At 57.4% G+C, this 23,962-nt stretch carries 31 protein-coding genes and 1 pseudogene; 18 read left to right on the top strand and 14 right to left on the bottom strand.

Annotation, left to right across the window (positions count from 1 at the left end):
- Positions 1 to 14 precede the first annotated feature (14 nt).
- Positions 15 to 890: an S-methyl-5'-thioadenosine phosphorylase gene (mtnP, locus tag Hfont_RS12135; RefSeq protein WP_112992671.1), complete on the bottom strand. Its 876-nt coding sequence runs from the start codon at positions 888 to 890 to the stop codon at positions 15 to 17.
- Between the two features lie 141 nt (positions 891 to 1,031).
- Here mtnP and Hfont_RS12130 point away from each other — a divergent pair, with 141 nt between their 5' ends.
- The 8 genes from Hfont_RS12130 to Hfont_RS12095 all read left to right on the top strand — a co-directional run bounded on the left by Hfont_RS12130 (position 1,032) and on the right by Hfont_RS12095 (position 5,893).
- Positions 1,032 to 1,487: a hypothetical protein gene (locus tag Hfont_RS12130; protein ID WP_112992670.1), complete on the top strand. Its 456-nt coding sequence runs from the start codon at positions 1,032 to 1,034 to the stop codon at positions 1,485 to 1,487.
- A 20-nt stretch (positions 1,488 to 1,507) separates the two neighbouring features.
- Positions 1,508 to 2,650, top strand: coding sequence for an FAD-dependent oxidoreductase (locus Hfont_RS12125; protein WP_112992669.1), 1,143 nt, complete (start codon positions 1,508 to 1,510; stop codon positions 2,648 to 2,650).
- Positions 2,647 to 3,600: an HD-GYP domain-containing protein gene (locus Hfont_RS12120; protein ID WP_112992668.1), complete on the top strand. Its 954-nt coding sequence runs from the start codon at positions 2,647 to 2,649 to the stop codon at positions 3,598 to 3,600. Before Hfont_RS12125 ends, Hfont_RS12120 begins: the two co-directional genes overlap by 4 nt.
- Entirely contained in the window at positions 3,597 to 3,821 is a 225-nt protein-coding gene (gene nrtS / locus Hfont_RS12115) for a nitrate/nitrite transporter NrtS (protein ID WP_112992667.1), read from the top strand. Before Hfont_RS12120 ends, nrtS begins: the two co-directional genes overlap by 4 nt.
- Complete coding sequence (locus tag Hfont_RS12110) at positions 3,814 to 4,452, top strand: RNA polymerase factor sigma-70 (protein ID WP_112992666.1); 639 nt, start codon at positions 3,814 to 3,816, stop codon at positions 4,450 to 4,452. The genes nrtS and Hfont_RS12110 overlap by 8 nt, the downstream gene beginning before the upstream one ends.
- Positions 4,446 to 4,649 (top strand): zf-HC2 domain-containing protein, encoded by a 204-nt coding sequence (locus Hfont_RS12105; protein ID WP_112992665.1) that lies wholly within the window; start codon positions 4,446 to 4,448, stop codon positions 4,647 to 4,649. Before Hfont_RS12110 ends, Hfont_RS12105 begins: the two co-directional genes overlap by 7 nt.
- Before the next feature lie 50 nt (positions 4,650 to 4,699).
- On the top strand, positions 4,700 to 5,542 hold the full coding sequence (locus Hfont_RS12100; RefSeq protein ID WP_112992664.1) for an AraC family transcriptional regulator: 843 nt from the start codon (positions 4,700 to 4,702) through the stop codon (positions 5,540 to 5,542).
- A 93-nt stretch (positions 5,543 to 5,635) separates the two neighbouring features.
- On the top strand, positions 5,636 to 5,893 hold the full coding sequence (locus Hfont_RS12095) for an SHOCT domain-containing protein (protein ID WP_112992663.1): 258 nt from the start codon (positions 5,636 to 5,638) through the stop codon (positions 5,891 to 5,893).
- A gap of 15 nt (positions 5,894 to 5,908) precedes the next feature.
- On the opposite strand, the gene Hfont_RS14990 is transcribed toward Hfont_RS12095, so the two are convergent.
- The 6 genes and pseudogenes from Hfont_RS14990 to merT all read right to left on the bottom strand — a co-directional run bounded on the left by Hfont_RS14990 (position 5,909) and on the right by merT (position 10,525).
- Positions 5,909 to 6,199 carry a hypothetical protein gene (locus tag Hfont_RS14990; RefSeq protein ID WP_133467299.1) on the bottom strand — a complete coding sequence of 97 codons (291 nt, stop codon included), beginning with the start codon at positions 6,197 to 6,199 and terminating at the stop codon, positions 5,909 to 5,911.
- Positions 6,200 to 6,401: 202 nt separating this feature from the next.
- Positions 6,402 to 7,547, bottom strand: coding sequence for a patatin-like phospholipase family protein (locus tag Hfont_RS12085; RefSeq protein ID WP_241523098.1), 1,146 nt, complete (start codon positions 7,545 to 7,547; stop codon positions 6,402 to 6,404).
- Between the two features lie 163 nt (positions 7,548 to 7,710).
- Positions 7,711 to 9,390, bottom strand: a complete 1,680-nt coding sequence (gene merA / locus Hfont_RS12080) for a mercury(II) reductase (RefSeq protein WP_112992661.1) — start codon at positions 9,388 to 9,390, stop codon at positions 7,711 to 7,713.
- Positions 9,391 to 9,431: 41 nt separating this feature from the next.
- Positions 9,432 to 9,854, bottom strand: a pseudogene (merC, locus tag Hfont_RS12075) (organomercurial transporter MerC).
- Between the two features lie 28 nt (positions 9,855 to 9,882).
- Complete coding sequence (merP, locus tag Hfont_RS12070) at positions 9,883 to 10,158, bottom strand: mercury resistance system periplasmic binding protein MerP (protein WP_112992660.1); 276 nt, start codon at positions 10,156 to 10,158, stop codon at positions 9,883 to 9,885.
- Positions 10,159 to 10,171: 13 nt separating this feature from the next.
- Positions 10,172 to 10,525 carry a mercuric ion transporter MerT gene (merT, locus tag Hfont_RS12065; protein WP_112992659.1) on the bottom strand — a complete coding sequence of 118 codons (354 nt, stop codon included), beginning with the start codon at positions 10,523 to 10,525 and terminating at the stop codon, positions 10,172 to 10,174.
- Between the two features lie 79 nt (positions 10,526 to 10,604).
- Between merT and merR the strand changes: the two genes are divergently transcribed.
- Positions 10,605 to 11,009, top strand: a complete 405-nt coding sequence (merR, locus tag Hfont_RS12060) for an Hg(II)-responsive transcriptional regulator (RefSeq protein WP_112992658.1) — start codon at positions 10,605 to 10,607, stop codon at positions 11,007 to 11,009.
- Positions 11,010 to 11,222: 213 nt separating this feature from the next.
- Positions 11,223 to 11,789: a carboxymuconolactone decarboxylase family protein gene (locus Hfont_RS12055; protein ID WP_112992657.1), complete on the top strand. Its 567-nt coding sequence runs from the start codon at positions 11,223 to 11,225 to the stop codon at positions 11,787 to 11,789.
- A gap of 20 nt (positions 11,790 to 11,809) precedes the next feature.
- On the opposite strand, the gene Hfont_RS12050 is transcribed toward Hfont_RS12055, so the two are convergent.
- The 6 genes from Hfont_RS12050 to grxC form a co-directional block, all read right to left on the bottom strand.
- On the bottom strand, positions 11,810 to 12,595 hold the full coding sequence (locus Hfont_RS12050; RefSeq protein WP_112992656.1) for a YiiX/YebB-like N1pC/P60 family cysteine hydrolase: 786 nt from the start codon (positions 12,593 to 12,595) through the stop codon (positions 11,810 to 11,812).
- A 26-nt stretch (positions 12,596 to 12,621) separates the two neighbouring features.
- A complete protein-coding gene (locus Hfont_RS12045; RefSeq protein ID WP_112992655.1) occupies positions 12,622 to 13,143 on the bottom strand; it encodes a DoxX family protein in 522 nt (173 codons plus the stop codon).
- Between the two features lie 2 nt (positions 13,144 to 13,145).
- Entirely contained in the window at positions 13,146 to 13,916 is a 771-nt protein-coding gene (locus Hfont_RS12040) for an HvfC/BufC N-terminal domain-containing protein (protein WP_112992654.1), read from the bottom strand.
- Positions 13,913 to 14,821 carry an MNIO family bufferin maturase gene (gene bufB, locus Hfont_RS12035; RefSeq protein ID WP_112992653.1) on the bottom strand — a complete coding sequence of 303 codons (909 nt, stop codon included), beginning with the start codon at positions 14,819 to 14,821 and terminating at the stop codon, positions 13,913 to 13,915. The genes Hfont_RS12040 and bufB overlap by 4 nt, the downstream gene beginning before the upstream one ends.
- Before the next feature lie 30 nt (positions 14,822 to 14,851).
- Positions 14,852 to 15,169, bottom strand: coding sequence for a BufA1 family periplasmic bufferin-type metallophore (locus Hfont_RS12030; RefSeq protein WP_241523097.1), 318 nt, complete (start codon positions 15,167 to 15,169; stop codon positions 14,852 to 14,854).
- 163 nt (positions 15,170 to 15,332) lie between these two features.
- On the bottom strand, positions 15,333 to 15,590 hold the full coding sequence (grxC, locus tag Hfont_RS12025) for a glutaredoxin 3 (RefSeq protein ID WP_112992652.1): 258 nt from the start codon (positions 15,588 to 15,590) through the stop codon (positions 15,333 to 15,335).
- 596 nt (positions 15,591 to 16,186) lie between these two features.
- On the opposite strand from grxC, the gene arsS reads away from it, so the two are divergent.
- Genes arsS through Hfont_RS11990 form a run of 7 tightly spaced genes read left to right on the top strand, consistent with a single transcriptional unit; the run spans position 16,187 to position 22,617 of the window.
- A complete protein-coding gene (gene arsS, locus Hfont_RS12020; protein ID WP_112992651.1) occupies positions 16,187 to 17,164 on the top strand; it encodes an arsenosugar biosynthesis radical SAM (seleno)protein ArsS in 978 nt (325 codons plus the stop codon).
- Entirely contained in the window at positions 17,161 to 19,311 is a 2,151-nt protein-coding gene (locus Hfont_RS12015; RefSeq protein ID WP_112992650.1) for an FAD-dependent oxidoreductase, read from the top strand. Before arsS ends, Hfont_RS12015 begins: the two co-directional genes overlap by 4 nt.
- A complete protein-coding gene (locus Hfont_RS12010) occupies positions 19,239 to 20,126 on the top strand; it encodes a DUF547 domain-containing protein (RefSeq protein WP_206604475.1) in 888 nt (295 codons plus the stop codon). The genes Hfont_RS12015 and Hfont_RS12010 overlap by 73 nt, the downstream gene beginning before the upstream one ends.
- Positions 20,127 to 20,128: 2 nt before the next feature.
- Positions 20,129 to 20,803, top strand: coding sequence for a TIGR04283 family arsenosugar biosynthesis glycosyltransferase (locus tag Hfont_RS12005; RefSeq protein WP_112992649.1), 675 nt, complete (start codon positions 20,129 to 20,131; stop codon positions 20,801 to 20,803).
- Positions 20,761 to 21,441: a TIGR04282 family arsenosugar biosynthesis glycosyltransferase gene (locus tag Hfont_RS12000; RefSeq protein WP_241523095.1), complete on the top strand. Its 681-nt coding sequence runs from the start codon at positions 20,761 to 20,763 to the stop codon at positions 21,439 to 21,441. Before Hfont_RS12005 ends, Hfont_RS12000 begins: the two co-directional genes overlap by 43 nt.
- 48 nt (positions 21,442 to 21,489) lie before the next feature.
- Positions 21,490 to 21,870, top strand: a complete 381-nt coding sequence (locus Hfont_RS11995; protein ID WP_112992647.1) for a thioredoxin family protein — start codon at positions 21,490 to 21,492, stop codon at positions 21,868 to 21,870.
- A 12-nt stretch (positions 21,871 to 21,882) separates the two neighbouring features.
- Positions 21,883 to 22,617 (top strand): cytochrome c biogenesis CcdA family protein, encoded by a 735-nt coding sequence (locus Hfont_RS11990; RefSeq protein ID WP_112992646.1) that lies wholly within the window; start codon positions 21,883 to 21,885, stop codon positions 22,615 to 22,617.
- 167 nt (positions 22,618 to 22,784) lie between these two features.
- Here the strand turns inward: Hfont_RS11990 and Hfont_RS15100 are convergent, their stop codons facing one another.
- Entirely contained in the window at positions 22,785 to 22,979 is a 195-nt protein-coding gene (locus Hfont_RS15100; protein WP_162845927.1) for a hypothetical protein, read from the bottom strand.
- 171 nt (positions 22,980 to 23,150) lie between these two features.
- Here Hfont_RS15100 and Hfont_RS11980 point away from each other — a divergent pair, with 171 nt between their 5' ends.
- A complete protein-coding gene (locus Hfont_RS11980) occupies positions 23,151 to 23,897 on the top strand; it encodes a DUF6969 family protein (protein ID WP_112992644.1) in 747 nt (248 codons plus the stop codon).
- Positions 23,898 to 23,962 lie beyond the last annotated feature (65 nt).

The following is a 23,962-nucleotide window of genomic DNA, read 5'->3' as shown; positions in this document are numbered from 1 at the left end:
ACGCGATTTGTCGCTTACTTTTCTGCGCCTATTATGGTGTTTAATCGACGACGGGTTTCAGCCGTCATGTCTGATGGCTGGGTAACAAGGCTACTAGCCAATGCGTTGTGCGCAATCGAAGCAGGTCTTTCCTTGCCAATAATCCGGATCGCAGCAGTCGCAATGTGTTGGGCACGCTCTGCGTTTTTCATCAAATTGGCGATCGCCAGATTCGCTGTCACATGTTCTTCGTGCGGATGCCAACAGTCGAAGTCGGTCACCATGGCTAATGTCGCGTAGGCGATCTGCGCTTCCCGCGCCAGTTTTGCTTCCGGCATGTTGGTCATGCCGACCACGCTGGCGCCCAGGCTGCGATACCAGTGCGACTCGGATTGTGTTGAGAACTGCGGGCCTTCAATACAGACATACGTGCCGCCACGGTGCAGTGTGATGTGATCGTCCGTGCTCACCTGCTCGACTGCACGCGCAAGCGCATCGGCCACACTGGAACAAACCGGCTCTGCCATCGAAACATGCGCAACCGCGCCGTCGCCAAAGAACGTGCTGTCGCGTCGCTTGGTCAAATCGATAAACTGGTCGGGCAGCACCATATCCAATGGCTTCATTTCCTCCTTCAACGACCCGACAGCAGACATCGAAATCAGGTACCGCACACCCATCTGTTTCATCGCGTGGATATTGGCACGGTACGGCACTTCGGATGGAATCATCCGATGGCCGCGCCCATGCCGTGCCAAAAAGGCAACCGGCACATCATGTACTGAACCGGTCACAAGTACATCGGATGGTTTTCCGTAAGGCGTATCCATGGCATGCTCTTTCGCATTTTGCAATGTTTCCATGTGATAGAGGCCGCTGCCGCCGATGATGCCGATCAGTGCTTGTTGCATAAAAACTCCAAAGTGGTCGATTGATACAAGTTGGTCGTCGCCCGCAATCAATTTATTACAGCCTGATACCCGATCCGAGTGTAATAAATCACGCGCCGGTGCCGACTGAGTCCTTATATTCCACCAAACCGGAGACCTGACATGACCAAGACCGTTCTGCTGGCACGCCCGCACCCGTTCATTGTTTCAGAAATGAAGCCTTTTCTGGAGGACGGCGGTTATGTCGCCGCCAAACTGGAAAACATGGCGGATTTGGCAACGCAGGCAAAAAACAGCGCCGGTGTGGTGATCTCGCTTGCCATCTCCTCGGCGATCGGCGTATCGGCATTCGAAGTGCTCTCGCAATTGCGAAAGGACGCGCCCCGCACGCCCGTGTTGTTTGCCGCCATGCTGGATTTCGATTCGAGCAAGAGCAACTTGACGCGGCTTGCAGAACAGGCCGGGATGCAGGCCACCATCCTTGGGGTGGCGGCCGGCAATGAATCCGCTTCGGCGCTTGGCAAACCGGACACTTTCTTCTATATCAGCAAGGATGACTTGGCAGATCCGGCGCGTCGCGCGATTGCGAAACGGATGATACAGCGGCATTTTCGCTGAACCTGAAAGCGGGCTACTTGATGAAACGTTTGGTTCTGGTCGGCGGCGGACATGCGCATTTATCTGTATTGCAGGCATTGGCGCAGGAAAAATTAACCGATGTCGAGGTCGTGCTGGTCACGCCCAGCGCGCATCAGAATTATTCCGGCATGCTTCCCGGCTGGATGGCGGGTCATTATTCGCTTGCCCAATGCCGAATTGATTTGCAAGCGCTGGCACGTGCGGCCGGCGTGACGATGGTGATCGACCGCATTGCCGGCATGGATGCCGACCGGCGTTGCGTCGGCTTGCCGGACGGACGGCATATTGAATACGATTTGCTGTCGCTGGATGTCGGCAGCGAGATCGACGTGTCGTGGCTGGAGATGGCAGGCGACAAGCTGTTGCCGGTCAAGCCGCTGGATGCCTTCTTCGACGCGTGGCCGAAAGTGTTGGCTGCCGCAAATGCGCAGTCCGGTTACAGGTTGGTGGTGGTCGGCGGCGGCGCTGCGGGTGTCGAGCTGGCGTTGGCGGCCCACCATGCGCTGCAACTTAACGCATCCAATGCGCAGGTGGATCTGGTCGCGTCCGACAGCGGCCTGTTACCCGGGCACGCTCCGGGTGTCCAGCGCCGCATGACGCTTGCGTTGGCACGCGCAGGCGTGCAACTACATGCACAAAAAGCGGTTGGGATAGAGCAAGGCGTGATGTTGTCCGACGCGACGGTTCTTCAGGCCGACTGCGTGATTGCCGCCACCGGTGCACGCGCACCCAGCTGGTTACAACCTTCCAGGCTACTGCTGGATGAACACGGCTATATCGCCGTCAACGGCCAGCATCAGAGCCTGTCACATGCGAATGTATTTGCCGCCGGGGATATCTGTGCGCGCCAGGATTTGACGATGGCACGTTCGGGCGTGCATGCAGTACATGCTGGCCCCGTTCTGGCAGCCAATCTACTGGCGACACTGAAACGGCTACCGCTTGCCACTTACAAGCCGCGCAAGCGTTCGTTGTACCTGCTGGCATGTGGGGATCAATACGCGATTGCGTCGTGGGGAGGATTCAGCGCGGAAGGCGCATGGGTATGGCGCTGGAAGGATCGGATCGACCGCGGTTTCATTGCACGGCATTCAAATTCAGGGCGGCGGCGTGATACATTGGTCTCGAAGGAGGCAACATGAATGTCATCAAACAATTAAGCCACTGGCTGCACCCGGATGCGGAGCCTGCATCGGCCGATGTTGCGACCCAATCCAGCCATTTGCTGGCCAGCCTGCTGACCATGGCCTGGTTTGTCGAAGCGCGTGATCCGTACACCGGCGGGCATCTGTGGCGGGTATCGCGGTATGCGCGCCTGCTGGCGGAACGGGCCGGTTTCAATAATGCCGATGCCGCGCGCATTGGACTCGGCGGCTTCCTGCACGATCTGGGTAAAGTCGGCGTGCCCGATGCGATCTTGCGCAAGACGGATCGGTTGACGGATGAAGAATACGCGGTCATCAAGACCCATCCGACCATCGGCATGCGCATGCTGTCCGGACACCCGCTGGCGCAACTGGTCAGCGATGCCGTATTGCTGCATCACGAACGGCCGGATGGCCTCGGTTATCCGCGCGGGCTGTCTGGCGATGTGATTCCCGACATGGCGCGCATCGTTGGCATTTGCGATGCGTTCGATGCGATGACCAGTCATCGTCCGTATCGTTCCGGCATGCCGCGCGACAAGGCGATTGCGATCCTGCGTCAATATCGCGGCACGCAATTCGATACACACTATGCCGACATTTTTATCGCTCTGGGTGAAGCCGGTGAGCTCAATCATGTGATGGGTCACAGCGACGAAAGCATCCCGCTGCAATCGTGCCCGATGTGCGGGCCGACGCTGGTGATCACGCGCGAGAACAACGAAGGCGATCATCTCTACTGTCGCAACTGCAGCGGTGGATTTACTTTGGAAAAACAGGACGCAGGTCTGGTCGCGGTACCGACCGGCAGGCAAGGTCAAGCAGTCGATCTGGAACCGGAAGTCGATTCCGCACTGATCGCACGCACGGTACGCGCAGCGGTGGAAGCGCTACCGATTGCGGATCTGATGAAGGCGGCGTCGATGCCGGTCGGGGCTGCGCGATGAAATCGATGATGCGGCTGATTTTATCGGCCAGGATCGCGAAGAGTGCCTTGCGCGTTGCCTTGGTAGTGGGGACAGCGTTGAATCTGATCAATCAAGGCGAACACATCCTGGCGGGAAATAACATTTCATGGTTCCATCTGTTGTTGAATTATTTTGTGCCGTACTGCGTTGCAAGCTATAGTGCTGCAAGAAACCAGCTAACCAGGAGCGAGGATGAATAAGGCGATTACACTGGCGTCAGGCGTTGGCTTCACTGAATCGGAAAACACGTCCTTACTCTTGGACACGGAATTTCTGGAAAACTTGCGGCGCCAGATGCATAAATTTGCGAGCCTGCAACTGTCCGATTCCCACCTTGCCGAAGATGCCGTGCAAGAAGCGCTGATTGGTGCGCTCAAGAATGCCAAATCGTTCGCTGGTCGGGCCGCGTTAAAAACCTGGGTGTTTGCCATTCTCAAAAACAAGATCGCAGACACCCTGCGCCAGAAACAGCGTATGGCCGAGGCCAGCAGCCTCATGCACGATGACGAAGAAGAGGAAGATTTCTCGGAATTATTCGACAAGAAGGGATTCTGGCAAGCAGATGAGCGGCCGGCGACATGGGGTAATCCGGAGGGGGCGATGCATGAAGGTGATTTCTGGCGCGTATTTGAAGCATGCCTGGAAAATTTGCCCGGCCACCAAGCGCGCGTCTTCATGATGCGGGAATTTATCGAACTCGATTCTGATGAGATCTGCTCGACCGTTGGCATTACCGTGAGCAATCTGAATGTGATGTTGCACCGCAGCCGGATACGGTTGCGCGAATGCCTGGAGAACCAATGGTTCTTGAAGGGAGAACTACCATGTTGAACTGCAAAGATGTCACGCGCCTGTACTCGGAATCGCAAGAGAGAAAACTTACTTTGCAAGAACGCATGTCGCTCAAGATGCATGTGATGATGTGTTCCGGCTGTCGCAATTTCGGCAAACAGATGGTCACGCTTCGTCAAGCGACGCGTGCTTATGCCAAGGGAGCAGATGAACGTGTCGACAAGAAGGACAAATAGGCGTTGTAATGACGACTGCGCACTGTATCGTCGTTTGGTGCTTGTGAACCATGGATAGATTGACACCGCTCCTGACACAATTCTCACTGCACGCGGGCGTGTTTTACACCGGGAACATCTGCGGCGTTCACGATTTTCGCGAAGACGCCATGCGTGGGCACATCCATTTGGTACGGCGCGGATCGGCCCAAATGATTGGCGCTTCCGGCGAGGTGATCACCATCACTGAGCCAACCATCCTGTTCCTGCCGCGTCCCGATACGCACCGCCTGATTGCCGATGATCAGGCGGGCGCGGATGTGGTGTGCGGCACAATTCAGTTTGGCGGCGGCGGAAGCAATCCCATTTCCGATTCACTACCCAATGTTGTACTGGTGGCGCTCGCTGCACTGCCTGGCATGGAGGCCTTGTTGAGTCTGATGTTCGACGAAGCCTTTTCTGAACAATGTGGCAGCCAGGCGGCGCTTGACAGGCTGTGCGAAGTATTGATGATCCGTTTGTTGCGCCATTGCATCGACCAAGGATTGACACAGAGCGGCACGCTGGCTGGACTTGCAGACAGTCGTCTGGCAAAAGCGCTGACAGCCCTGCACGCAGACCCCGCCCACAATTGGGAACTGACCGAGATGGCCGACTTGGCAGGCATGTCACGTGCGCGTTTTGCAGCGCGCTTTCGTGAGGTCACCGGCGAGACGCCGGTTGACTATCTGGCTTCATGGCGCGTCATGGCGGCACAACGTTTGTTGAAACAAGGGTTGCAGCTTAAACACGTCGCCTACGACGTCGGGTATGGCAGTGCCGGCGCATTGACCCGCGTCTTCGTGCGCAAGTTGGGGTGTTCTCCTGCGGCATGGCTCAAATGGCAACAACAATCGCATCCATCATCTCGGTAGCTTGCTGCATGGTTTGTATAAATTTGATCCAGCTCAATTAACAGTGAGCTGGATGATGCAAGGACGTTGATCAAGCGTATGAAGGAGGATCTTATGTATTCATGGCATGCTTGGGATTGGGGATGTGGCGCAGGAGGAATAATGGGATTCGGCATGTTATTGGTTTGGCTGGTACCAATTGGTTTGATTGTTGCGCTGGTGATGTTGGTCAATCGCAGGAACGCAACGCCACCGCAATCGGAACGGGCGATCGACATTCTGGAAAAGGCGTATGCACGCGGTGAAATCACTCGCGATGAATTTCTCGCCAAACGCAATGACTTATCGGAAAAAAGAGAGACATCATCATGATTGAGATAGAAATTCTCATCTGAGTTGCCACCTTAGAACGTAATACCGGTTCGCCCACCACCAAGCGATGGTCGGCACGATGATCCATTGCGCCACTGGCGCCAGCCCCACTTCGATCCAGGGCAATACCGGCATCCATGCCGAGTAGGACCAACTGCCCCGAGCCAGATTGATGCGCTCGCTCAAAACGGTATAGGCGACCGTGAGTACAACCGATAACATGCCGACTTTCGTTCTGTGCCAGTTGGCTGGTTTGCCGACGCGACATAAAGCGAGCGCAACAACCAGTGCTGCCGTTCCGATCATCACATCTCCCACCGTGCAATGTGCAACAGCAAAAGCGATCGACTCCCAGCGCGACTCTGCCCATAGACTGTAGAACGGCAGCTGTACTATCTCCCATGCTAGACTGCAGAGCGCCAAGCGCGGTAGATACTTGCGCAGGATGAATGACCAGGATTCCGGGCGACGATGCCAATTCATGATGCTTCACTTTATCAGAGGGCGTTCAATCATGCACCACAATGCCTTGAATCGGGTCGACAGGTTGATCCCACGGCGCTGATGCAATCTTGCTGCGTGCAAAATTGCGACCGGCATTCCAGCGTTGCGCGATGCCATTCGGCGTGAAGTCGATGTCCTTGGTATGATCCTCACCTTCCAGCGCCGGCGCTTGCAAGGATATGACGTGCATCACCGTGCCGCAGCCCCAGTCGATCAGCTCTTGGGAAGCAGTTGTGGCGCGAATTTTTTCCGGTAGCAGGTTGCCGAGTTCGCGCACGATGTGGCGCAGGTGGTGAATCTGCTGCTGGTGCATGGTGTGGCTCTCTGCCCGGCTGGCGTACTGGATGTCCTTGTAGCGACTCATCACGCGGTTGATCGAGTGCGGCGCTTTGTCTTCCTGTTGCCATAATTGCGCAGCGAAGATGACCGAATCGCGTCGTGGATTGTCGTCCATCACGACTTCGATTGGCGTGTTGGAATAGATGCCTCCGTCCCAGTAGGGTTCGCCATCGATCATGACGGCAGGGAATGCAGGCGGCAATGCGCCGGAGGCCATTACATGGTCAAGGCCCAGCACGTCATCTCGGCTGTCGAAGTAGCGCATTCGGCCCGAGCAAACATTCACGGCACCGAGCGCCAAGCGTGTGGTGCCCTTGGCGAGATGGTCGAAATCCACCAACTCACCCAGTGTCCGGCGCAACGGCGCGGTGCTGTAATAGCTGGCGTCTGCGATGCCCAACGGCGTGTGGCCACCCAACCACGAGCGCGGGTTCGGCTCGAAGAATCCCGGGATGCCCTGCGACACCGTCGTCAACTTGTGCATCAGATCGCCCAAGCCAAACGCATTCCAGCATGAGGTCGCGGCAGCGCCTTTGGCAACGATGTTCCAGAACTCCGTCAATCTGGCCAGCCGGTTCTCCGGCGCATTGCCGGCGATGATCGCACCGTTGATCGCGCCGATCGATGTGCCGACCACCCAGTCCGGCTCGATGCCTGCCTCATGCATTGCCTCATACACGCCGGCCTGAAAGGCGCCCAGCGCACCGCCGCCTTGCATGACCAGTACGACCTGGCCGGGCAGTTTAGCCGGTGTCGGTTTCATCGCCGCCTTGGCGGGATGCAAGGCCGGTTTTAATTTGGGATCTGTCATACGATTTTCTTTTCTGGATAGTACCGGTGCACCCTTGCTGTGAGCATGAATGGTCTCCTATTGTGTCTGGATCTGGCATCGCTGGCATAGCGGTCAGTCCTGCAGCAATATAGTCGTATGATCTGCACTATTTATTACAAGGATTACGTCACAGATTAGTGCCTCACCCCGCACAGCAGGAAAGTTGCTTGATGTCTTTGTTAAATGTTTGTGCCGCAAGCTTAAGCCCCTCGACCATTGTCAGGTACGGGAACAACTGGTCAGCCAGTTCCTGCACCGTCATTCGGTTGCGTATGGCAAGAACAGCGGTCTGGATCAGTTCGCCCGCTTCCGGGGCCACTGCCTGCACCCCGATCAGACGACCTGAACTTGCCTCGACGACCAGTTTGATGAAACCACGCGTGTCAAAGTTGGCCAGCGCGCGCGGCACGTTGTCGAGCGTGAGTGTGCGGCTGTCGGTCTCGATCCCGTTGTGATGCGCTTCCGCCTCGCTGACACCGACGGTGGCGATCTGCGGATCGGTGAACACCACCGCCGGCATCGCGGTTAAATTGAGCGCAGCATCCCCGCCTGTCATATTGATGGCCGCACGAGTGCCGGCTGTCGCTGCCACATAAACGAATTGCGGTTGGTCGGTACAGTCGCCTGCGGCATAGACATACTGATTACTTGTATGCATGCCATTGTCGATGACGATGGCTCCTTGCGCGTTAACAGCAACACCCGCCGATTCCAGCGCCAGCTCGTGCGTGTTGGGCGCGCGACCGGTGGCGACCAATAGCCTGTCGGCTCGTACTACACCGTATTCCGTCGTGAGCACGAATTCGCCATTCCCATACGCCACATGGCTGGCCTGAGTATGTTCCAGCACCGCGATGCCTTCAGCGCGGAAGACCGCCATGATCGCTTCGCCGATGGCTGGGTCTTCGCGGAAGAACAATGTGCTGCGCGCCAGGATCGTGACCTTGCTGCCAAGACGGGAAAATGCCTGTGCCAGTTCTACGGCAACCACTGATGAGCCGATTACGGCCAACCTTTCGGGAATGGTGTCGCTGGCCAATGCTTCCGTTGAGGTCCAGTACGGCGTGTCTTTCAAGCCGGGGATAGGCGGGATGGATGGACTGGCACCGGTGGCGATGAGGCAGCGGTCAAATGCCAGCGTGCGCTCGCCGCCCGCATTCAGTTTCACGATGAGGTGCTGGCTATCCTTGAAACGCGCCTCGCCACGCAGCACGACGATGGCCGAATTGCCGTCCAGGATGCTCTCGTATTTGGCGTGCCGCAGTTCTTCGACGCGCGCCTGCTGCTGGATCAGCAGTTTGCTGCGCTGTATCGTCGGCTCAGCCGCCGCGATGCCGTCGTCAAACGGGCTTTCGCGGCGCAAATGGGCGATATGTGCTGCACGGATCATGATTTTGGATGGCACGCAGCCGATGTTGACGCAGGTGCCGCCGATAGTGCCGCGCTCAACCAGCGTGACGCGTGCACCTTGAGCAACAGCTTTCAGCGCCGCCGCCATTGCAGCGCCGCCGCTACCGATGACAGCGATATGCAGTACGTCGTGATCAGATTTGTCGTTTCCTTCCAGCTGCCCCAGTGTTTTGTCGAGCAAAACACCACGCGTCGAAACTGGCGGGGCATCGATGAGCGTGGCGCGATAGCCTAGTCCGGCTACGGCGGCCGTGAGCGCCTCCAATCGGGTACCGGGCTCGATGGCGAGATGCGCGCTGCCCTTCGCATAAGAGACAACCGCCGACTGTACGCCGGGCACTTTTTCCAAGACATCTTTAACGTGCGTCGCGCATGAGTCGCAGGTCATGCCGGTAATCTTTAAGTCAGCCATGAATTCATTCCTTTTATTTACGTCGGTAACGGCTCATGCCGTCAACCGCGTTTCGCCGGCAGTTCGCAACCGTCAGGGCCGCAACGCCGGTTTGCCGGTGAGATGACATCCCAGATCGATACTCCGACCATGAGCGCCAGGCCGATGTACATCAGGTTGGCCGTCCACCAGTTGCCGAGAAACCAAACTGTCGCCGCCAGCACCATGGATGGCCCGATCATGCCGAGCACGCTGCGGTGCCATTGCCGATGACTCAGCCAGCCCAACGCGTTCGCCAGCTAGGCGATGGCGGCAAACAACGGCAACAGCCTGGAGATGAACAGCCCCTCGTATTCACTCAGAAAGCCTAGCCCGATGGCTGCGCCGAAACTGGCGATGGCTGGAAAGCAGGCAGCGCAACCCATCGCGGAGACGATGCTGCCGAGGGCGCCGGCCTTATCGGCAAGGCGTGTGATTAGTCCCATGGTGTCGCTCCTGAATCTTGTCTAGTGCTCAGTGTTTGACGCTGGATGGATAACCCGCATCCTCGGTTGCCTTGGTCAGCTTCTGTATGTTGGTTCTGGCATTATCGAAGGTGACAACTGCTTCACGCTTGTCATAACTCACCTCAATCTTGCTGACGCCTTCAACCCTGGAGAGCGCTTTCTTGACCGTGATCGGACAGGCCGCGCAAGTCATACCAGGCACCGATAAGGTGGTTGTCTGTATGGCGGCCCAAGTGGAGCCGACGGCGGTGGCAATTACGAGGGCAACAAACAGTTTCTTCATGGTGAACTCCTGATCAATAGAAAAATGGAAGGACGTAGGGAAATCCGAGCGCGATAACGACCAGCACGGTCACGATCCAGAAAATGAGTTTGTAAGTGGTCCGTACTTGCGGGATCGCGCAGACTTCCCCCGGTTTGCACGCCTGTACCGGCCGAAAAATGCGCCGCCAGGCGAAGAACATTGCCACCAGTGCGGTACCGATGAAGATCGGGCGGTACGGCTCCAGCGCTGTCAGGTTGCCGATCCACGCACCGCTGAAGCCGAGCGCCACCAACACCAGCGGACCAAGGCAGCAGGTGGACGCGAGGATCGCCGCCAAGCCGCCGATCGCCAGTGGAGCGGAGTCTGTTTTATTGCTGTTTGCCATGTGCCGTATCCTTCATAACAATTAAGAGTAGACTAAGCATAGGTGCGGAGTCAGGTACGGACTCAAGGAGATTTTTGCGATGGATGAGAAAAATTTTACGGTCGGCCAGTTGGCCAGAACTGTCGATGTCAATGTGGAAACAGTCCGTTATTACCACCGGATCGGTTTGTTGTCGGCGCCGGAGCGTGCCTACGGCAGCATCCGACGTTATGGACGGGATGCATTGCGACGCTTGCGCTTTATCAAGCGCGCACAGCGGCTTGGTTTTGCATTGGAAGAAGTGTCATCGCTGCTGGCATTGGACGATGGGACGCATTGTGCCGAAACCAAATCGCTGGCTGAGCAGAAGCTGGCATTGGTCCGGCAAAAGATCGCCGACCTGGCGACCATCGAATCCAGCTTGCGCAGTTTTATCGAAGCCTGTGCGCATACCGATGGCAGTTGCGGTTGCCCAATGATTAATGCCCTGGCCGCCGACGAATAATCTGCCGTGCTGAATACACGCAGCCCCTAGTGCCGGCCACGCGCCGCGCGACACCACGCCCATCCCGATTCGAGACGTGCGGACAATAGAACGAGACGCACGGTTCACCTTCAGCTATCGATCCGGAATACCATTTTTCATGACGCAGCGAATCCGGAGGAATTTCCCTTCGTATGCAGAATTTGCATCGCACCTTTTTCAGGAGAAATAATCATGTCAAATGTCATCATTCACCATCTTGCTCCCGTCGATCACGCCAGCGCACAGGGCAAACAAAAAGAAGTACTCGACGTCGCGCTGAAGCAAGTCGGCTTCATTCCCAACATGTACGCCAACATGGCCAACGCGCCCGCTGTGCTGAGCACGTATTTGCATGGGTACGCTTTGTTCCGCAGCGAATCTGGCCTGACCCCGGTCGAGCAGGAAGTCGTGTTCCTCGTCATCAGCCAATACAACGGTTGTAATTACTGCACCGCCGCCCACAGCATGATTGCCGACAAGATGTCGGGCGTGCCCAAGGATGTGCTGCAGGCGATCCGTGCACAGCAGCCGATCCCGGATGCAAAGCTCGCTGCGCTGGCAGCAATGGCTGTTGAAATGGTTGCCAAGCATGGACAGCCATCCCAAGCAGTCGTCAAGGCTTTCCTGAACGCCGGATACCAGGAACGCGACTTGCTCTACATCATTTTGGCCGCTGCGGTCAAAGCGTTGAGCAACTACAGCAATCAGGCCTTCGGCACGCAGGTTGATGAGAAATTTGCCGCCTACAAGGTCGACTGATTCAGGCGACCAATGGATGGCTACGACATGCCGTTGAAGTCGGCATGCGGCGCATCATCCCAACGCAAGGCATGGTAGTCGAAGCCGAGCCCTATGCCCGGTTTGACGATCTGAAAATACGGCGAGACATCGAAATCGCGTGGCGCAAACAGGCTGTGGTGACGCACGCGCAAGATCTCTTCGATACAGCCGGGGCAATCCGGACGGTTGGCGTTGCGCGTGTCCGTGATCGGCAAGATGGGAAATCGTATCGACTGAAATGCTTGTGCGATCAGTGTGGAACAAATGGCGCGGGTCGGATCGCCGCTGCCCAACGCAAGCATGCGGCGCCGAAAACGCAACGGCACCGGCGGCGTCGGCAGCAGATAGCGGGCGAGATCGATCACGTTGCGCAAATCGTATTGATTGCCCAAACGGGCAATCGCAAACGCAGTCAATCGTCGGCAATCCAGCTCGGTCAAACCGATAGGACGGCAAATGCGGGTATGCGCGCCGGCAAATTCATCGATACCGACGCTGCGCACGCCTTCCACGATATCCGCTTCGATAAAACAGTGATCGGGATTGCCGCCTGCGCCTGCCAGGTGCGTGCCAACGAAAAGTGCGGCATGCGACCAGGTTGACTGGGTCAGGTATTTTATTGCGGTACTGACGCGGCTGTTGCCTTCGACCAGCAGCACATCGCCGGGTTGCAGCGATGCGAGCAATTGGTCCTGCCCGGTGGCCGGGCCGGTTCCATGCACATGCGTGATTTGCGTGAGGAAGCGTGCCAGACGCCTCCCCAGCCAGCCGAGTGCCAGTCCCATTGCCCGACTCCTTGGCCGTCAGGTGGTTACGATGCTTGATGGCGGCGGGCAATCCAGTGATCGATCGAAACCTTGCCCGGACCTTTGGCAATCAGATACAGCAAGATCGCAGCCCATGTTCCATGCGTCGGATATGCATCCGGATAGACGAATATCTCGATGACCAGCGTCATGCCGAGCAAGGCCAATGCGGAAAAGCGTGTCGCCAACCCAAACAGGATCAGGGCCGGGAAGAAATGCTCGGCGAAAGCGGCCATCGGCGCAGCCAATTCCGGCGGGATCAACGGCAGGCGGTATTCGGTCTTGAACAGGTCAATGGCGGAATCGGATAACCGCGGCCAACCCAGGTGAAACTCGCCGCCGATCAGGTCAATGGCGAAGCCTTGCACCTTGGTCTGACCGGATTTCCAGAATACGGCAGCAATCGAGAAGCGGCCGATGGCAGCGATGAGCCAATCGGGGATGCATCCGAACGTGGCAATCAGCCGTTCTATCAATGCGGCCACTTTGGATGTGACAGCGGAATCGGTTTGGCGATGTGAGATCATGGTTATTTCTCCCTTGATGTTGTTATGGTTGAGATGAGTTGCTTCTGTAGCAGCAGGCTGAGCGTATTGCCCAGATCAAAATCCGCGTGGGCCAGGCTGGCCTGTTCGACGGCGCTTCCCAGTGTTGTGCCGTCCAGCAAACGCGCAATAAAATCGGCCGCGCCTGCCGATACGCGCACGACCTCGACATCGAGATGTGCCCGAACGATCAATACGTGCTCCACCTCCTCGGGATCGACCGTGGCGATATCCGCGATGCCTTGATGTGCCGCCCAGAGCGATGCGACTGCGTACTGCGAACGCAGCAATCCCACAGATGGATGGAAAGCGACCAACATGTTCGGCAATTGATCGACGTCCATCAGTGATTGTGCAATTGCATCGGCAGGCAGGGTTGGGCATTCCGCTGCGTGATAGGCGCGCACCCGCAACATCTCCAGCCGCGCGACATCGGCCAGATAAGGCACCGATGCGGCCGGCGGAAAACGTTCGATAAAGTCCGGAAACGACGCGCCGTAAAAAGCCAGCACGCGCGAACGGGGCGGTTCGGCATCGACATAAAGCCGTGCCATCGCACGAAAGAATTCTTCGCCGACTAGTTCCTGCGCGACCGGATACGTATCCGCGAGTGCATCGATCAGTGAAACAATCACATTGTTGCGATACACCGCAAAGCGTACTGCCGGATCGGAACCGTTCCAGGTGGTCAGCCCTGCAGGAATTGGCCGCACGGGATCGCGCAGTGCATCGAAAAATTCCTGTTGCTCGCTCATGCGGCATTCTCGCGGACGGTATGGGACTGCATCAGCAGTTCAGCCTGTCCAGCTTCCCCGAACAGCACGTCGAAAGCAGGAATATCGTTGTCTCGTTCGATCAGCGTGGCGACCGGACCGATGCGATCCAGCGCGTATTCGTACAGTTGCCAGACCGCTTGCGCGACCGGTGAGCCGTGGCTGTCAATCAGCAGCGTGTCGCCCGCGCCGTCCATCTCTTCCGCAAAGCCGGCCAGGTGAATCTCGCCCACCGCTTGATGCGCCAGCGCATCGATCATGGCATGCGGATCACGGTGATGGTTGACACAGGAAACGTAGACGTTGTTCACGTCGAGCAGCAAGCCGCAACCGGTGCGGCGCAACACTTCATTGATGAAATCGGTTTCCGCCATGGTGGACGTGGCAAACTCGACATAAGTCGCCGGGTTCTCCAGCAGCATGCGGCGCTTCAGATGAGTTTGCACCTGGTCGACGTGATCGCATACGCGTTGCAACGTCTGTGCGTCATACGGCAGCGGCAGCAAATCGTTGAGAAACACATCGCCATGGCTGGACCAGGCCAGATGTTCCGAAAACGATTGCGGTGCATAGCGGTCGATCAGCGTCGCCAGTTTGTCCAAGTGCGTTACGTCCAGTGCAGCCTCGCCGCCGATCGACAAGCCGACGCCGTGGATGGAGAGCGGATAATGTTCGCGGATGCGGGTCAGGTAATGGTGGAAAGGACCGCCGTCGACCAGGTAATTTTCGGCGTGGATTTCGAAGAAACCGAGATTTGGTTGGGCGTCGATAATCCCGCGGAAATGTTCGGGCTTCAGCCCCACGCCTGCGCGTGCAGGCAAATCGGGGGGCGATGCAGATGCGGAAGCGCCACTGCGTGGCAGCACGGAAGAAAGATCTGTTGGCATACCAGGCGCTCCGCTATTGTCGGTTGGCGATCAGGCCTTCTTTTCCTTGAACGCGACGAGTTGTCCAAATCCTGTAGGCGAGGTTTTGGATACTGTCTTTGCACAAGTGCCGGCTGGAACCATCGACCAGGCGTTGCCTTGATGATCGATTTTCGATGTGCCTGCGCAGGTGGTGCCTGCACCAGCCTTGCAGTCGTTCTTGCCCTTCAATGCGACGCCGAAACATTTTTCTGTGTCAGCCATCTTGTCAGCGGCCAATACAGGGGCAGCGGTGACGGTCAGTGCAGCGCCAAATGCCAGTGCCAGTGCGGCGGCGGTTGTTTTTTGTGTCATGGTGAAACTGCTCATGGTCAATCTCCTATTTACGGTTGTGAATAGTGCCTCAAGAGAGGCACGCCAAATTTATAGGCAACGCGCACACGACTCGATATTTGCGCGTCTTTACCAGCCTAGTGCCAACATAGTCGTGGGTCGGCACCCATTTCTTACACCGTCTTACACAGATGGCCGATTATTGTTGCAAGAGCTTGTCCAACTGGCCGCCGCGATCCAGCGCAGACAGGTCGTCGAATCCGCCTACGTGTAAATCGCCGATGAAAATTTGCGGCACCATGCGCCGTCCGGTGCGTTCGGCCATGGCCTTGAATGCAGCCTGATCCTGATCAACGTCGATCTTGGCAATATCCGTGACGCCTTTGCGTTGTAACAACCGCTCGGCGCTTTGGCAATACCCGCACCATTGGGTGCCATAAATAGTGACTTTTGCCATGTTATCTCTCCTGATAATGATTCGGCATTCATCGCCGCATATTCTGCTGATAATCGGCGTATCTATTACTTCAGTCGCTGGCGCAATTCGATTTATTACAGCGGCATGAAAATTGTTCGTAAGTGGCATACGATCGCCTGATTACGATCCTCTGATTAGTGGAAAGCCGAATCCCGTCAATACGACGCCAATCAGCATCAACACAATATGCAGTGGCTCAAGCCGTCCGATTACCAGGCATGACACGAGACTGCCCGCAAGAATTGAGGTTCCGATTCGTGAAAGCGTATCGAAAATAAATCGCTGTACGGTATTCATGCCCATCCCCTTGATCGTATTCATAAAGACTTCGACTCTGTGCGCTGTCTAATTCTTACAGTGATGCAGTTTGGTCTGTTCGGCCGTGTGACGCGCGAGCATCAATTTAATGGCGGCGATATTTTTACCGCTTTATCTGACGTTCAAAGCTAAAACCGCCGCGCGATCGAGTCTGTCTTGGAAGTGTAAGAAATATTCTGCCCGCAACGACTGTACCGTCATCACGCGGCCGCAAACATTGGATGAAGTGGCCGTTATTGCAACTATAGAGGAGCGCCATGCACGCCACACTACCATTACTGCAGGCAACTGAGTTTCCCCAACTCCGTCGCCGGCAACTGACCACCCTGCAAGTCAATCTCGGCTACCGCTGCAACCAGACCTGCCTGCATTGCCACGTCAATGCCGGTCCCAACCGCACCGAGATGATGGATAGTACAACGATGACACTGATCCCTTCGGTGCTGACTGCTCGCGATATCACGACGCTCGACTTGACAGGCGGTGCGCCGGAGTTGCATGAAGGTTTTCGGCAACTGGTACGCGAAGCGCGTACGCTGGGCGTCAAGGTGATCGACCGCTGCAATCTGACCATTTTGTTCGAGCCTGGACAAGAAGACCTGGCTGAATTCCTGACCGAGCAGCAGGTCGAGATCGTCGCGTCGCTGCCCTGTTATTCGCTCGCCAATGTGGACAAGCAGCGGGGCGAAGGCGTATTCGACAAGAGCATCGCTGCGCTGCAGAAATTGAATGCGCTGGGTTACGGCAAGGAAGGATCGGGCTTGACGCTCAATCTGGTCTATAACCCGCAAGGCGCGGTGCTGCCGCCCGATCAAATCAAGCTGGAGGCTGACTACAAGCGCGAATTGTTCGACCATTTCGGCATCGTGTTCAACCAGTTGTTTGCGATCGCGAACATGCCGATCCAGCGCTTCGGCTCGACGCTGATCTCCAAGGGCAAGTTCAACGATTACATGCGCCTGCTGAAAGAAAATTTTGCAGCGGCCAATCTCGCCAATGTCATGTGCCGTAACCTGGTCAGCGTCGACTGGCAAGGCTATCTGTACGACTGCGACTTCAACCAGCAATTGGGTCTGGATTTGCCGCACGCATCAGCGATGGCGCAACTGCGTGAAGGACGTCCGCACTTGCGCAGCCTGCTGCGCGAAGATATCGACGGGCGCGCGATCCGCGTGGCCGATCACTGCTACGGCTGCACTGCCGGTCAGGGCAGCAGTTGCGGCGGTGCCCTATGAAAAAAATCATCATCCTGTTGGTTGCTGCATTATTGATCGCAGCCTATTTTGCGCTGGACTTGCATCGCTATCTGACGCTCGATGGACTCAAGGCAGGCCTGGGGCAGTTCGAGACATGGCGCACAAGTTCACCGCTATTGGTTGGATTGCTTTTCTTCGCGGCCTATGTGCTGGTCACGGCGCTGTCCTTGCCTGGCGCGGTCATCATGACACTGGCGGCAGGCGCCTTGTTCGGCCTGCTGGGCGGCACGGTGATTGTGTCATTCGCGTCGGCCATGGGCGGGACACTGGCCTTTCTGACGTCGCGTTACCTGCTGCGCGACGCGATTCAACAGCGCTTCGGCGAACGCCTCAAGGCGATCAACGATGGCATGGCGCGTGATGGCGCGCTGTATCTGTTCACGCTGCGATTGGTGCCGGTGTTTCCCTTCTTTCTGGTCAACCTGTTGATGGGACTGACACCGATCCGCACCCGCACTTACTACTGGGTCAGCCAGCTCGGCATGCTGGCCGGCACGTTGGTGTATGTCAATGCGGGAACCCAATTGGCGAAACTGACGAGCCTGTCCGGGATCCTGTCACCCGGCTTGTTGCTGTCGTTTGCGCTGCTCGGCATTTTTCCACTACTGGCCAAACAACTCATGAACTATCTCCAGCGACGTCGCGTGTATGCAAAGTGGCATCGTCCTAAACAATTTGACCGCAATCTGATCGTAATCGGTGCCGGTGCTGCCGGATTGGTTACCTCCTATATCGCCGCCGCAGTGAAAGCCAAAGTGACGCTGATCGAGGCGCACAAGATGGGCGGCGATTGCCTGAACTATGGTTGCGTGCCGAGCAAGGCGATCATCAAGTCGGCGCGCATTGCGCACCAGATGCGCCACGGCGAACACTACGGTCTGGAAAACACCATGCCTGCATTCAGCTTCCGCAAGGTGATGGCACGCGTGCATGACGTCATCCGCACCGTCGAGCCGCACGATAGCGTGGAGCGCTATACCGAATTGGGCGTGGAGGTGCTGCAAGGCTACGCCCGCATCCTCGATCCGTGGACAGTCGAAGTGACACTTAATGACGGCGGCACGCAGGTGCTGACCACCCGCAGCATCGTCATCGCCACCGGTGCGCAGCCGTTTGTGCCGCCGCTGCCCGGGCTGGACGAGGTCGGGTACGTCACCAGCGATACGCTGTGGGACGAGTTTGCCAAACTGGATGCGCCGCCTGCGCGCCTGGTGGTGCTGGGCGGCGGGCCGATCGGTTGCGAATTGGCGCAAAGCTTTGCGCGCCTCGGCTCCAGGGTCACGCAAGTCGAAAAAGGCACACGCATCATGGTGCGCGAGGACGAGGAAGTCTCCGCCCTGGCGCGCGATGCATTGGCACGCGACGGCGTTGCGGTGCTCACCGGCCACACGGCGCTGCGCTGCGAACGTGAAGGCGCGCGCAAGTTCATCGTGGTCGAACACGGCGGCGTGGAACAACGCATTGAATTCGACGCTCTGTTATGCGCAGTCGGCCGCGTGGCGCGTCTTTCCGGTTATGGGCTGGAAGAGCTCGGCATTGAGACCAAGCGCACGGTGGCGACCAACGATTATCTGGAAACGCTGTATCCGAACATCTATGCCGCCGGCGACGTGGCCGGGCCTTACCAGTTCACCCATATCGCTGCGCATCAGGCATGGTATGCGGCGGTCAATGCGCTGTTCGGCGACTTCAAGAAATTCAAGGTCGATTATTCGGTGGTGCCGTGGGCGACATTCATCGAACCGGAAGTCGCACGCGTCGGATTGAATGAACAGGATGCCAGGGAAAAAGGCATTGCCTACGAGGTCACCAAATACGGCATCGACGATCTTGACCGCGCCATCGCCGACGGCAATGCGCACGGCTTCGTCAAGGTGCTGACCGTGCCGGGCAAAGACAGGATTCTGGGCGTGACGATCGTCGGGGAACACGCGGGCGATTTGCTGGCCGAATTCGTGCTGGCGATCAAACATGGACTGGGACTCAACAAGATCCTAGGCACGATCCACACCTATCCGACCATGGCCGAGGCGAACAAGTACGCCGCCGGCGAATGGAAGCGTGCCCATGCGCCGCAGCGCGTGTTGGCGTGGCTGTCGCGCTATCACGCATGGAGGCGGGGTTGATCATGTTGCGTCGCTTGGTTCAAACTTTCTTGTTGTTTGCCGCCGTGATCCTGTCATCGCACGCGGCTGGATTTAGTCATGCGGGTTGGGATGCGCTGCTCAAGAAGCACGTCGTCGTGCTGCGCGGCGGACAGGCGACGCAAGTGGATTACGCAGGATTTAAAACCGATCGCGTCACGCTGACGCAATACCTGTCTTCGACCTCCGGCGTTGGCCGGGCTGACTTCGACCGCTGGAGCAAGCCGGAACAACTGGCGTTCCTGATCAACGCCTATAACGCCTGGACAGTTGAGTTGATATTGAGCGCGTATCCGGACGTGTCCTCCATCAAGGATTTAGGCAGCTTTCTGCAATCGCCGTGGAAAAAACGTTTCATCCCCTTGCTGGGAGAAACGCGCTCGCTCGACGACATCGAGCAGGGCTTGATCCGCGGCTCCGGCCGCTACCAGGAGCCGCGCGTTCATTTTGCCGTCAATTGCGCCAGCATCGGTTGTCCGGCGCTGCGACCGGAAGCCTATGTGGCCGAGCGGCTGGATGCGCAACTGGAAGACGCAACCCAAAAATTCCTGTCGGACCGTAGCCGCAATCGGCCTGAAGACGACGCGCTCAAGGTGTCGAGCATCTTCAAATGGTATCGCGGCGACTTCGAACAAGGCTGGCGCGGTGCCAGCAGCCTCGGCGGTTTTCTCGCGTTGTACCGCGAGGCACTGGGGCTGCCTGCCGAAACGGCCAACCGTTTGGCGGCAGGCAAAATGCACATCGATTTCCTCCCTTACGATTGGCGGCTCAACGCCAGTAGCGGGAAAGGAGGTTAGCCATGAAACTCTCCATCATCGTACCGATATTGAATGAAGCGCAGCAGTTGCCGCTGTTGCTGGAACGGCTGATGCCGCTGCAGCGACATGGTTGCGAGGTCATCGTCGTCGATGGCGGCAGTAACGACGGTTCCGCCGACACCGCACAATGTGCAGGCTTCACGGTGTTGCGTGCGCCGCGCGGTCGTGCCCGCCAAATGAATACGGGTGCTGCGGCAGCCACCGGCACGACGCTGCTGTTTCTGCATGCGGATACACGTTTGCCGGATGGCGCGGGGGTATTGGTGGAGCAGGCTCTCGCAGACGGCACCCATTGCTGGGGGCGTTTCGACGTCTGCATCGCGGGGCGTCCGATGATGTTGCGCGTGATCGGACGCATGATGAATTGGCGCTCGCGCCTGACCGGCATCGCTACCGGCGACCAGGCGATGTTTGCCACGCGCGCGGCATTCGATGCGGTGGACGGATTTCCGGATCAGCCTTTGATGGAAGACATCGAACTGTCCAAGCGCTTGCGCAAGGTGTCGCGTCCGGCCTGCATCGCCCGCTGCGTGACCACCTCCGGTCGGCGCTGGGAAACGTACGGCGTCTGGAGCACGATTCTGTTGATGTGGCGTTTGCGCTTTCAATACTGGTGCGGTGTCCCGGCCAGCCAACTGGCGCAGTCCTACAAATGAAACCGGTCCGCATCGTGATCATTGCCAAGGCGCCGCAGCCGGGTCTGGCCAAGACGCGCCTGATTCCGGCGCTCGGTGCACAAGGGGCGGCCGACCTCGCGCGCCACATGCTCATCCACACGCTGGACAAGGCGCTTGCCGCCAACATCGGGACAGTGGAATTGTGCGTGACGCCTGCACCCTCCGATCCGGTTTGGCAAACATTGTCCATACCGGATGCGGTGCACTGGTCGGATCAGTGCGACGGCGATCTGGGCGAGCGAATGGCGCGTGCAGCGCAGCGCGTGACCAACGGTGGCGAATCGGTTGTGCTGATCGGGACCGATTGCCCTGAACTGAGCGTGGATCATTTGCGGCAAGCTGGCAACGAATTGCAGCGCGCCGATGCGTCGCTGTTCCCGACTGCGGACGGCGGTTATGCATTGCTGGGACTGAACCGTTTTGACCCCTCCATGTTCACCGATATCGCATGGAGCACCGACACCGTGGCGTTCCAGACCTTGTGCCGTTTGGGGCGATTGGGTTGGACTGTCGAAAGCCACGCCAAGCTGCATGACATCGACGAGCCGGCCGATTTGAAGTGGTTGCCGAACACATGGTTGGATGCCATCAGCACAAACAGTTTTATTGAACAGTAGCAGTGACATGCATCGTCCATTTGAATAACACCGCGAAAGGAAATCATCATGAAAATCAAGCATATCCTCTTCTCGACGCTTCTGATCCTCGCCGCAACGATGGCACACGCGCTCGACATCCAGCCTTACACTGCCGCTACGCTGGCTGCGGCACAAAAGGCCGACAAGCCGGTTGCGTTGCATTTTCATGCGGACTGGTGCCCGACTTGCCGAGCCCAAACGGCAGTGCTGCAGGAACTGAAAGCAGAAAAAGGGCTGGATCTGACTGTGCTGGTAGTGAACTACGACACCGAGAAAGCACTCAAGCGCCGCTTCAAGGTTAACGCACAATCCACCCTGGTCGTGCTGAAGGGGCAGAAAGAAGTGGCGCGGCTGGTAGGCGATACCTCGTCGTCGGGCATCCGCAATGCGCTGAAGTCGGCACTCTAAAAAGGAGCATTGATGTCTGCCACACTGTCGCTGCCGCAAATGGGTCTCAGCCTGTTTGCGGGCAGCCTCACCACTTTATCGCCTTGCGTGTTTCCGCTGTTGCCGCTGGTGTTGGGTGGTGCGTTGCAGGGCAACCGATTTGCGCCTGTGGCCATGGGCGTGGGCATGATCACGTCATTTGCCGGGATCGGCATGCTGCTGGGCGCGCTTGGTCCCGCACTGGGCATTGATGCCGACTCGATACGAACCGGCGGCGCCGTGATGCTGATCGCGTTCGCGCTGATCATGCTGATCCCCGCACTGGGCGAACATTTCACGCAATGGATGTTACCGATTGCGAGCACGGCCAATACCGCTTCCGCCAAACTGGATGGCGGTTCCTTGTTTGGCGCGCTGTTGCTCGGCGGCGTGCTGGGTCTGGTGTGGAGCCCGTGCTCCGGCCCCTTGCTGGGGTCAGCATTGACGCTGGTCGCCAGCGAAGGGGGCGTGGCGCGGGGCGGCCTTGTGCTTGGCACCTTCGGCCTCGGCGCAGCGGTGCCGCTGGTAGCCGTGGCCTACGCTTCGCGCAGCGGCTTCGTGCGCGTGCGGGACTGGGTGCTGACGCGTATCGAACAGGTGCGCTACGGCTTCGCAGTATTGCTTGGTGCGATGGGAATTGCCATCCTGACCGGCGGCGACAAGTGGCTGGAAGCCCGGATTTTGAGTTGGTTGCCGGATGTCTGGGTCAATCTCACCGTGGGCATCTGATTGCGCCAACCGAAAAAATATACGCTGCGTAACCAAACTACATTAGAGAGTTAAGGAAAAATTTCAGTCCAGTGTAACAACCCGACAAGTTTGAACGACTACACCTCCAGCTCAGGCGGATATGGTTCGAAATGCCGTGTTTGACCTGGCGTGTTACACCTTGCGATTCATCCCTTAACCCGTTTTCTGGAGTTTTTAATGAAAAAATCAATGCTGAAGTTGTCGATTGCCGCCCTGACCGCCGCTACTTTCTCCTTGCCCGCGGCTGCTGCCAGCGACACGCCTGACGGCGCCAAGTGCGGTGCGAAATGCGCGCCTGCAAAAGTTGTCAAAAAGAGCAAGAAGCACAAGGCAGCTGCCAAGTGCGGTGCAAAATGTTCTGCAAAATGCGCTCCGAAATGTGCGCCTAAGTGTGCTCCCAAGTGCGCGCCAAAATGCGCACCAAAGTGCGGCGCAAAGTAAGCTCTTCGGGACAGGAATGGCGCCGGGTGTCATACCTGCCCGGCGTCCTTTCATCCAGCAAATCAGGCAATATGAATAACAAAGACTTGAGCGCAGCGATGGCTCATCAGACACCACAGCAGATCAGCCACATGCAGTCTGCCGCTGAAGCCTTGCTCGCATGTTATGCCGAGTTGGCCGCCGACAAATCGCATCTGCTGTCAGAAATTCTCGACGACAGCGTACCCCGTCAATGGGCGCATTATCCTGATGACGATGTGATCGATCATGCCGGCGGGTACCAGTTTTTCTATCATTCCCATTCTCCTGAAGACCGCGATGCGACGGCTGAGCATGGCCATTTTCACGTCTTCGCACGCCAGGATGTGCATGGCACGGGCGTTGATCCGAACGCCGAACAGGAGTTCCTGAAGCGCCTGAATGGAGAGCTGCCGGCGGATGCCAACACGATCCATCTACTGTGCGTGGCGCTCGATGCCAAGGGCGTGCCTACCGCATTGTTTACCGTCAACCGATGGGTGACCGGCGACCATCTGCTTAGCGCGGAGACGACATTACGTTTGCTGTCCGGCTTTTCCGTACATACGCAACATGAGCTGCGGATCAGCAAATGGCTGACCGCATTATTGGCCTTGTTCCGACCACAAATTGAACAGCTCTTGATGGAACGCGACAAGGCTTTGTGGAAATTGGCAGAGAAACGACGGAAATCGGGCTTGCTCGAAGATAAATCGGTCGAACTTTTGTCGAGCATTCCGATTGATATCGATCTGCAAATCAACTGGTTATTCAGTGATGAGAATACAACGGGTCATTAACCGGCTCCCGAAATCTGTTTGGCGAGTGTAACAAATCGAACCGCAGCAACGACTGATTAATAACA

Source organism: Herminiimonas fonticola, from assembly GCF_003293745.1.
Lineage (GTDB): Bacteria > Pseudomonadota > Gammaproteobacteria > Burkholderiales > Burkholderiaceae_D > Oxalicibacterium > Oxalicibacterium fonticola.
This window is presented reverse-complemented; position numbering and strand designations above follow the sequence as displayed.